The sequence below is a fragment of the Kitasatospora sp. NPDC059088 genome (assembly GCF_042738155.1).
GTDB lineage: Bacteria > Actinomycetota > Actinomycetes > Streptomycetales > Streptomycetaceae > Kitasatospora.
Genome location: NZ_JBHYGR010000088.1, coordinates 26,894 through 35,700, shown reverse-complemented (window position 1 = coordinate 35,700; position 8,807 = coordinate 26,894). Strand labels below are relative to the sequence as shown.

At 71.1% G+C, this 8,807-nt stretch carries 8 protein-coding genes; 4 read left to right on the top strand and 4 right to left on the bottom strand.

The genetic code is table 11. The features are described from left to right. Positions 1–100: 100 nt before the first annotated feature. The 4 genes from ACFWXO_RS31045 to ACFWXO_RS31030 are packed head-to-tail and all read right to left on the bottom strand — an operon-like array spanning position 101 to position 5,997. Complete coding sequence (locus ACFWXO_RS31045; RefSeq protein ID WP_380527809.1) at positions 101–595, bottom strand: hypothetical protein; 495 nt, start codon at positions 593–595, stop codon at positions 101–103. Between the two features lies 1 nt (position 596). After that, positions 597–2,810 (bottom strand): hypothetical protein, encoded by a 2,214-nt coding sequence (locus ACFWXO_RS31040; RefSeq protein WP_380527807.1) that lies wholly within the window; start codon positions 2,808–2,810, stop codon positions 597–599. Further along, on the bottom strand, positions 2,810–4,552 hold the full coding sequence (locus ACFWXO_RS31035; RefSeq protein ID WP_380527805.1) for a hypothetical protein: 1,743 nt from the start codon (positions 4,550–4,552) through the stop codon (positions 2,810–2,812). Before ACFWXO_RS31035 ends, ACFWXO_RS31040 begins: the two co-directional genes overlap by 1 nt. Beyond that, positions 4,549–5,997, bottom strand: a complete 1,449-nt coding sequence (locus ACFWXO_RS31030) for a site-specific integrase (protein WP_380527803.1) — start codon at positions 5,995–5,997, stop codon at positions 4,549–4,551. Before ACFWXO_RS31030 ends, ACFWXO_RS31035 begins: the two co-directional genes overlap by 4 nt. Positions 5,998–6,093: 96 nt before the next feature. Between ACFWXO_RS31030 and ACFWXO_RS31025 the strand changes: the two genes are divergently transcribed. The 4 genes from ACFWXO_RS31025 (at position 6,094) to ACFWXO_RS31010 (ending at position 8,678) form a co-directional block, all read left to right on the top strand. Next, positions 6,094–6,702 (top strand): hypothetical protein, encoded by a 609-nt coding sequence (locus ACFWXO_RS31025; protein ID WP_380527801.1) that lies wholly within the window; start codon positions 6,094–6,096, stop codon positions 6,700–6,702. 121 nt (positions 6,703–6,823) lie between these two features. Next, complete coding sequence (locus tag ACFWXO_RS31020; protein ID WP_380527799.1) at positions 6,824–7,156, top strand: hypothetical protein; 333 nt, start codon at positions 6,824–6,826, stop codon at positions 7,154–7,156. A 147-nt stretch (positions 7,157–7,303) separates the two neighbouring features. Continuing rightward, the gene (locus ACFWXO_RS31015) at positions 7,304–8,017 is read left to right on the top strand and encodes a hypothetical protein (protein ID WP_380527796.1); all 714 of its coding nucleotides are present in this window, start codon (positions 7,304–7,306) and stop codon (positions 8,015–8,017) included. A 142-nt stretch (positions 8,018–8,159) separates the two neighbouring features. Continuing rightward, positions 8,160–8,678, top strand: coding sequence for a hypothetical protein (locus tag ACFWXO_RS31010; protein ID WP_380527795.1), 519 nt, complete (start codon positions 8,160–8,162; stop codon positions 8,676–8,678). Positions 8,679–8,807 lie beyond the last annotated feature (129 nt).

Genomic DNA, 8,807 nt, shown 5'->3' with positions numbered 1-8,807 from the left:
CCGGGGCCCGGCGCGCCCGCACCTTCGCGCGGGCGCGGGCCCCGGGCGCCCGCCCCCCCCACCCGCGCCGCCAGACCGCATTCGCTCAGGCGAACCCCCGCTACTGCCCGTGCGTGCCCCGGGCGACCCGCGCCCGCACGGGCAGGGTTGTGATGTTCTCCGGGTGTTCCAGGGCCTTGCGCAGGCGCGTGATCTCGTCGTGCTGGGCGGCGAGGCGCGACAGCGCGAGGGTCTGGAACTCGGTCAGCTCCATGATCGTCGCGTCCCGGCGGGCCAGGCGCTCGCGCAGTTCGGCGTTGCTGGCCTTGAGACGGGCGATCTGCCCGTCCCTGGGGTCAGGGATCTCCCCGGCGTCCTGGAGGGCTTTGAGGCGCCGTTCGAACTCCTCGGCGAGGTGCTGGTAGGGGCCGGGCCGTGTGGTCCCGTCGCGGTTCTTCTTCGGGTAGAAGCCGGTGCGGGTCACCCCGGCCTCGGAGGCCAGGGTCTTCAGGTCGGCCCGGCCGCCGGGCGGAAGCTCGCCGCGCAGGAGCCGGTCCATCGCCGCGCGGATCGCCTCCTCGTTGCGGGCCCGGGTCTCGTCGCTGATCCTGGCCATCTCACTCCCCTCCGCCGGCCGCGCGGGCCGTGATGATCTCGTCCACCACCCGCTGGGCCCGCTCCAGCTCCGGCAGCAGCCGGGTCTTCTCACCCTTGGGGAAGCGCGGGTTGGCGAGGAACACCTTGTGGTTGGCGGCCTGACTCTGCCATACCGGCAGGTGGCAGGGGTGGTGGGTGGCCTGCGGGCAGCGGGCCGAGTCACACATCCCCGCCAGCGGGCGCTTCGCGTCCGGTGTCCCGGCCAGCTTCAGGCACAGGGCCTTGGCCGGGTCGCGGAACCAGCAGTAGTTCGCCGCCTGGAGGTGCAGGTGCTTCGACTGCTGCCGCAGCATCATCTCCATACGCCGCTCGTTGTCGATCACCGACGCGTTCCCCGGATCGTGGTCCGTCAAGGCGGCGTCGATGTGCTCGAACGCCTTGATCAGGTCCCGGGCGCCGGGCCCGGCCGGAAGACGTCCGGCCCGGTAGTCCTCGAACGCTTCGGCGGTCAGCTTCAGGCGGTGGTCCTTCTCGGCCCTCTCGACCTCGGCGAGGAGGTTGGCCTGGGAGCCGCCGGGGCGGTGCGCGTATCCCTCGGTGGTCACCACGGACACGTGCTTGAGGTGGATCTTCGCCGCCAGCAGGCCGCCCGGGCGGTGGGCGAGCGTGAGTGCGAGGGTCTGCCGCAGCATCCGGCCGTTGACCGGGCCCTCCGGGATCGGCGCCAGGCCCAGACGCTGTCCGGCCGGACTGTTCACCCACTCGCGCAGGCGCTGGTGGAGGAAGCCCTGCTGGGAGTTGGGGAACACCGGGTCCTGGCCGCTGGCCCGGCTCAGACGGGCCGCGAGCTGGACGGCCTGCCAGGCGGGCTCCAGGACCACCCACTCCTCCGGCACCCCGCCCATCTCCTGGCCCTTGACGAGCGTGCCGGCCAGCCGGAACCGCTGGGTGCCGCCCGGCACGGTGGTCGGCGGCAGCGGGGAGACGGCGGTCAGCTCGTCGAGCTCACTGGCCCGCATCCCGGCCACCGCTGCCACCAGCGTCCGGCAGGCCGCCAGCACCACGAACTGCAGCCCCCGCAGCTCCAGCCCGGTGACCGGCAGCGTCCACGGCACCAGCTGCCCCGGATCGTCGTGGCGACCCACCAGAGCCGCCCCACGCCCGTACTCACCGGCCGTTCCGACCCGCTCGACCGCAGCCTCCAGCATCGGCCGGACCTCCTCGACCTGGCCCCGCGAGAGGGAGGTGCCCGTGCAGTCAGCCGCGCTGATCAGCCGGTCGGTGTTCAGCCGTACCAGCGGATCGTCCGCCGCCCAGCCCCCGTGGGCCAGCCGCTTGCGGACCACCGTGTCCTCGCATTCCGGCAAGGGGGAGCCGTCCGTCACATACCGGTCCACGACCGTCGTGAGTGCCTTGCGTGCAAGCGGGACCATCTTCCAGAGCGTTGAGTGAGTACGGGACTCACGGGCCTGCATGTAGGCGTCGAACTCCTCGGCCACCAGGGGTCCCAGTGTCTCCACCAGGTAGAGGGACGCGGCGACCGTGGGCTGGAACACCTCTTCCGGCACCGCCGGAGTGGAGTTGCCCGCGAACGGCTTGAGGCCCACGATGTCCGACAGCGACCGGCCGTTCCACGGCCTGAAACCGGGCCGGTAGGAGTCGGCGGTGAACAGGTCGCGGTAGTAGGTCAGGTAGACCACCGGGTGGAGGACGGTCATCAGCGTGCCGGGCTCGATCGGACCCGTCCCGCGGGCAGGCTGCTTGCGCTGGCGACGTATGTCCAGGTAGACGTCGCAGTGCTCCTGCAGTACCTGGTCCAGACGGCTCAGCCCCTGCGCGGTCAGGAACTCCATCCACCGGACGGCCTGCACGGCGTAGTTGAACGCGGACGAGGGCTTGATGGGCTCGCGGACCGCGTCCGGAAGGGGCAGGACCTGCTCGTGACGCGGGACGATGAGCGCGAAGATGTACTCCTTCGCGGTCAGCCGGAACGCCGGATTCACGATCCCCGTGAAGTCCAGCACCTTCACGTTGGACCGCACGCTCCTGGAGTAGCCCTTCACCCCTCTCAGATCCCACAGGTCCTCGTCGAACCTCGGCCTCGGAGCGTCCGGCAGCACCTCCCAGCCGGCCGCCTCGCACACGTCCAGGCCCGCGAACGGCGACGCGGCGGCCCAGACAGCCGGGATCGGGCCGGAGGGCACCTCTACGGTCAGGGCATCGGCAGCAGTCATCACAGGCTCCCCTCCTCGGGACGCAAGGGCAGTTCGGCATCGGTGTCGGCGACCTCACCGGAGGCCGCCTGAAGGACGTGGGCCCCGAACCGGGGCAGGATCTCGTGGTCCAGCCGGTCGGCGTACGGGCCGAAGACCGCCAGGAACTGGTCGACGGTCATCTGCCGCGACTGGCGCGCGAAGTACGCCTTCAGTCGCAGCAGGTTGGGCGCGTGCCGGGGCGTGAACACCGCCAGCGGACACAGCAGGCACACCCACGGACGGGCCGGGCACGGCTTGCCCTCAGGGCCGTGAACGCCCGCGAGCTGGTTCGAGCACGCGGCGGTGAACACGTCCATCTCTCCGGCCAGCAGCTCGGCCCAGGTGCTCTCGTCCATGCCCAGCCGTGCGGCCTCCTCCGGCCAGCCGGACGCGAAGTCGGCCGCCTGCTCGTCGCTCAGCACGATCGGCGGGCGGGCCCGCCGCAGGACGTCGGCCTGGGCGTCCTCGATGATGGCCTCCACCGACTCCTGCTGGGCCGGGGTCGTGGCCGACACGTAGTGGCTGCCCTCCACCGCCGCCGTGTGGTTCGGGTCGATCCGGGTGCGGCCGGTCCAGCCCTTGCGCGCCAGCGAGTTCTGGTAGGTGACGCGGATACGACCCGCGTGCAGCAGGACCAGGCGGCCGTCCTCCCCCCACAGGGCGAGGCCCTCGGACAGCCGGCGGCGGGCTTTCGCACCGGCCTTCGTGGACAGACGTGTCGACACGACGGGCAACCGCTTGTCGAGGGCCCCGGAGCGGGCCGCGGGGTCCGTGTAAATCCAAAGGTCCTCGGCGGCCTCCTCCGGGGCGAAGCGCCGTGACGGAGCCGACAGCTCCAGCCAGCGCTCCAGCAGCCGAACCGCCCGGGCCGGCAGAGTGGTCGACTCCGGGCCCCGCCGACGCTTGACATAGTCCATCAGCACCGTGCGCTCACCGGCCCACGTGAAGTCATCCAGCCCCAGGTCGCGCACGCCGTCCGGGACCACCCCGCTGTAGACACCGAAGAGCGTTCGCGCCGCGTACGCGCCATGGATGCCCGGGAACAGGGCCTTCCGCACGGCAAAGAAATCCGAGCTGATCCCGTCGCGGAAGTAGTCGACGGTCAGCCCCAGCACCTCAGCGACACCCGCGACCTTCAACGGACCGTGTTCCAGCAGCAGCCAGGCAAAGTTCTGCCTGTTGCGCCCCAGGTTGGCGTCGTTGGGCCCGAGCGCGGCCAGCTCCAGAGCCTCGCGCTGGGCGGCCAGGAGGTCGACCACCCGGGACCGAAGCCCGGACTCGATCGCCCGCCACTGGTCCTCGGTGTAGGGCTGGTAGGTGCCCTGCTGGCGGGTCCTCTTGACCACCCGCCCCTCCAGGTAGGCCCGCAACTCCGGCTCCACGTTGGCGCCGCAGCCCCGCAGCAGCATCCGAGTCCGTTCCACCCGCACACCGGTCGACGCCATCCAGTACCGGAGCATCCTGGCCTTGGTCAGGTCGCCGACACCGCCGCGGAATCCCTCGGCGGACAGCTCGGCCACCATCCGGCGGATGGACGAGGAGTACTGCTCGGCACTGCGACGGCGGGAGATGGAACCCAGCGGGTGGACCATCTGCACCAGGCCGTGCGCCAGATCCTCGGTCAGCCGGGGGTTCGCGCTCCCCGCCAGGTTCGCCGTCCAGCTGTCACCGTCCGGGAACGTGAACTCGATCCGCAGCGGGTCGTGTTCGACGCGGGTCACCACAGTTCGTCCTCCTCGCTGTCGAACTCGGCGGCGGCCTCGGCCATGGCCAGGTCGTTCTCGCGTCCGGCCGCCGTGTAGAGGTCCTGGTAGATCCGCTGGACGTCCAGACGCTGGATGTAGATCTCCGTCGTGGTCACGCTGGAGTGGCCCAACAGGTCGCGCAGGACCAGCAGCGGGTCCGCCTTCGTCAGGTACAGGGCCAGCGCGGCGTCCTCGCCGGTCTTGGCGACCAGCGCGGCGGCCTGCTGGTAGTAGCCCTTGACCAGCAGTTCCAGCGTCGCCATGGCCATGGTGTGACGGATGACGTGCGGTCCTACGGTCGGGAACCGGGGCTGGTAGTCCCGGCGGATGCGCTCTGACGTGCGGCGGAACGTCGTCGCCCAGTCGGTGAACGGGGTGCCGTCCGACTGGAGGGCGATGATCGCCGGCGTCCCCTCCGGGGTGACCAGCCGCAGCCGCTCGCTCAGCGTCAGCTTCCGCCAGGACACCCGGCGGCCGTTGACCTTGCCGCCCTCCCAGTCCGGGGCCGTGACGTGCAGCGGCTTGCCCAGGCGCGGGTCCGGCCGGTACTCGCGCCCGTCCGTGATCGCGGCCCGGTCGAGCTCGATGTACTGCCACATGTCGGCCAGGGAATCCCAACTCGCCCATGTCTCACGGGGTTTCTTGCCCTTGGTGATCTGTGCGGCCAGCGGGAACCGGACCGGGACATCGCTTCGGCGTGCGGGCAGCGTCGGCAGCTCGTACGTCAGCAGGTGCGTGAACTCCTGTGCACGCTGGCCGCCCGACTTCACCAGCGCGCCCATCGCACTGTTGCGGCCCAGGTTGCGGCCCCGGAAGCCGTCCGGCTCCCCATCGGGGCCGAGGCCGGCAAGCGCCCGGATGAACAACTGCCAGTAGTCGGCCTCCAGGTACTTCACTGTCACATGGGGCTTGGCCTTCCGCACCGTCGCGGTGTTGCGCGTCGTCGTCCTCACGCCGGCATCGGTCTCGCGGCGCACGGTGGTGTAGGTGAACGGGACGCTGGCGCAATACTCCTGGTCAACGGCCCACTGGTAGAACCTGGCCACCGCGTTGATGTTGGTGTTCCACGTCCCGGGGTCCCACCGGGACTCCAGCGGCCCGGAGAACCGGAACTCCGAGAACGAGCTGAGGGCCTTGCGGACCTCCTCCCGGTCGCCGAACGGATCGACGCCTGCCGCCGCCAGGAACTCCAGCCAGCTCCTGAGCGCCTGCGCGTACGACTTCCAGGTCTTCTGTGCGGGCGCGCCGCTGACCGGAAGTTCTCTCAGCCACAGGTTCGCCACGGCGGCCGGGCGGAGGGCTCCGGACGCCTCGAACTCCAGGTCGTCATCGACCAGTACAGGCATGCCCTCCGGGATCAGGGGGCGGCGGCCAAGATCCCACGACTCCCACTGGTTGGGCTTGAAGAAGATCAAGTGCATGGCTCGGAGCCTAGTTATGAGACATGCAAGAGTGCAAGAGAGTTTGACCGTCCCAGTACTCTGTGGCTCACAGTAAAGAGACACGTCAACTAAGCAGTGATTACGAGGCTCTGCTACGCCCGCGACCCGCAAAGCTCCTACCTCCGGTTTCCCGGGGTCACCAGGGCCCACGTGCTCAACCTGCAGATGGTGGAGGAGACCCCGCGGGAGTGGGAGCAGTGGATGATCGCCGAGCTCAGGAAGCCGAAGTTCGTCGGCGCGGTCGTGCGCATCCACGACGCCGGCGACTTCCACAGCGACGCCTACACCGCAGCGTGGATGCGCATCTGCCGCTCCGCGCCCCGCACGTCGTTCTACGCGTACACGAAGGCCATCGACCGGATGAGGCGCATCGTGGACCCCGACAAGCCCGCCAACTTCGAGTACACGCCGAGTCTCGGCGGGAAGGAGGACCACCTGATCGACCTCACCCGCCAGCGACACGCCGACGTCTTTCCGACCACGGAGGCACTGGAAGCCGCCGGGTACCGCGACCAGGCCGAGGATGACCGGCTGGCCGTCGATCCCGACACGGTCAGGGTCGGAATGGCCGCCAACCGGATTCCCAGGCTGCTCAAGCGCCAGGGCGACCGCTCATTCGGCCAGCTCCAGCGCGACCGGATGGCCCGCCGAACCGCCCTCCGCGCAGCGAGCAACTCCACATGACGCATGGACGGGCAAACCCTGCCCCCGAGCGGCATTCAGATGTGGTATAGTTCTTTATGTCGAGAGGGGTTGGCGCCCCTCCTGGCCACTCGATCCCGCCGCCCCAGAAAGCGAGCCGACGATGAACCCCACCGACGCGATCACCACCCCTCCGTACCTGACGCTCGGCACCAACGACGCCGTCTGGCGCTGGCACATCGGACCTCTCGCCGTCGACGTCCACACGCATCCGCTCGGCGTGCTGGAGTGGACCCTCTGGATGGGCGACGGAACCATCCACAGCGAGTTCGAGCACATCGAACCCGGCATCGAGGCCGCGCAGGCCCACATCGACACCTACCGGCGCACCGGCGTTGACATCCTGCGCGCCAACCGGGCGCTCGGTGCGAAGGGCTGGACGCGCGCCTTCCACACCGAGAACCCGAACTGCAACTGCGTGGACTGCCAGCCGTAAGCCCGCGTCACTCACGAACCGCCGGGCGCCCGGCAGGACGGCCGGCATGCCGTCCGGGGCGCCCGGCGCCCCCCGCACCGGCACGCAGCCGGGCGAGGCGCACCCTCGCGCCGACGACCCCACACACTCACTCCAGGAGGCACCACCGTGACCCCGCAGCAGCCCGCCCCCCAGCCCAACCAGCCCCTCCCCGGCGCGCGCCTCACCGTTCTCGGGCCGATCGGATGGCAGAAGGGGACGCCCCTGCCGGAGACGCACCGCCTGCTGAGCAACCTGCCCATGTCCGCGAAGTACGCCGAGACGATCGCCACGGGCGACGGCGGATACGACTCCCGGGGGCTCGGCTGGGGCGCGGCCGGCACCGGGGACGAGGTGCGCCGGTTCCTGGGCAGCTGCATCAGGCACCTGCCGTGCAGCGAGGCCAGCGTGCTGGAGGACGGCACGATCCACTATCGGCAGTCGCGGCGCCATTCGGTGGTCACCTTTACGCCCGACCGCGAGTCCGGGGTGATCATCACGGATCCGGCGAGCCAGGTGACCGCCGACGCCTACCGGGTCACCGGCCACGACCGGGCCCCACAGGTGTGGTCGGCCGCCGGGGTCCGCCGCGCGGTGGCGGACGCGACGCGCCCCGGCCCGATCGACTGGCCCGACGGCTGGGCCCTGTTGATGCCCGATGCCACTGTCCGCTTCGCGCCGCGCGGCTTCCCGTGGTCCGCCGCCCCGGTCTATGTCGCCGAGCCGGTTCCCGCTCCCGAGACGTGGGGGCCGGCGTGCGCGCAGTGCGGGCGCTTCGAGTCCGAGCACGATCCGAAGCGCGCGTGGGCCGGCTGCTGGACCTTCCAGAAGCCCGCCGCCTGACCGCAGCCCCGGCCAGGCGACACGGTTGCATGCCTCTGGTGGTCGACCCACCCAGAGGCATGCAACTGTGGTATACTTCTTTCCGTCGGAAGGGGTTGGCGCCCCTTCCGGCCACTCGATCACCGAACCCTCTGGAGTCCCCGTGCCCGCGACCGCCTACACCGGCCCCACCGACCCGTACGGCAGTGCCACCAGCACCTTCCCCGGCCCCTACGTCCGCACCGCCCGCATCCTCGCTGTCGACACCGTCCAGGTCGGCCCGGCCGACGGCCCCCGGCGCAGCGCAACCCGGCTCACGCTCGCCAACAACAGCCAGCGTGGCCCCCACGTCGTCGAGGCCACCGTGGACTCCCCGGCCCACACCTGGGTCGCCGACGGCGCGGCGCAGCGGCAGGACAGCGGGGCCCGCGACGTCGTCGCCGCGCTGACCGCCGCCGGAATCCCGGCGCGGTTCGGCCGCTCCCGGCTCGGCGTGCCGGTCGCCGCCGTCCGCATCGCCACCCGTACGGGCACCCGAATGCTGCGGATCGCCGCGCCGGAGAGCCTCACCTGGCAGCTGGAGGGCGCGAGCGGCGGCCGCTGGCCGGGAACGCGACCCTCCGATGCCCCCGAGTACGTGAGCCGGTGGCTGCGCGTCGCCAAGGCGATCCCGGTCGGCTGACTTTTCCCCCGGGGGCGCACCGGTCTGGTGCGCCCCCGGCTTGCGACAGCGGCCGCCGCACTCCGGGCTGCCGGCTCCGCAGCGGCCGGGGGCTGCGCCGTGCCGCCCGGTTTCACGCACCGGGCTCGG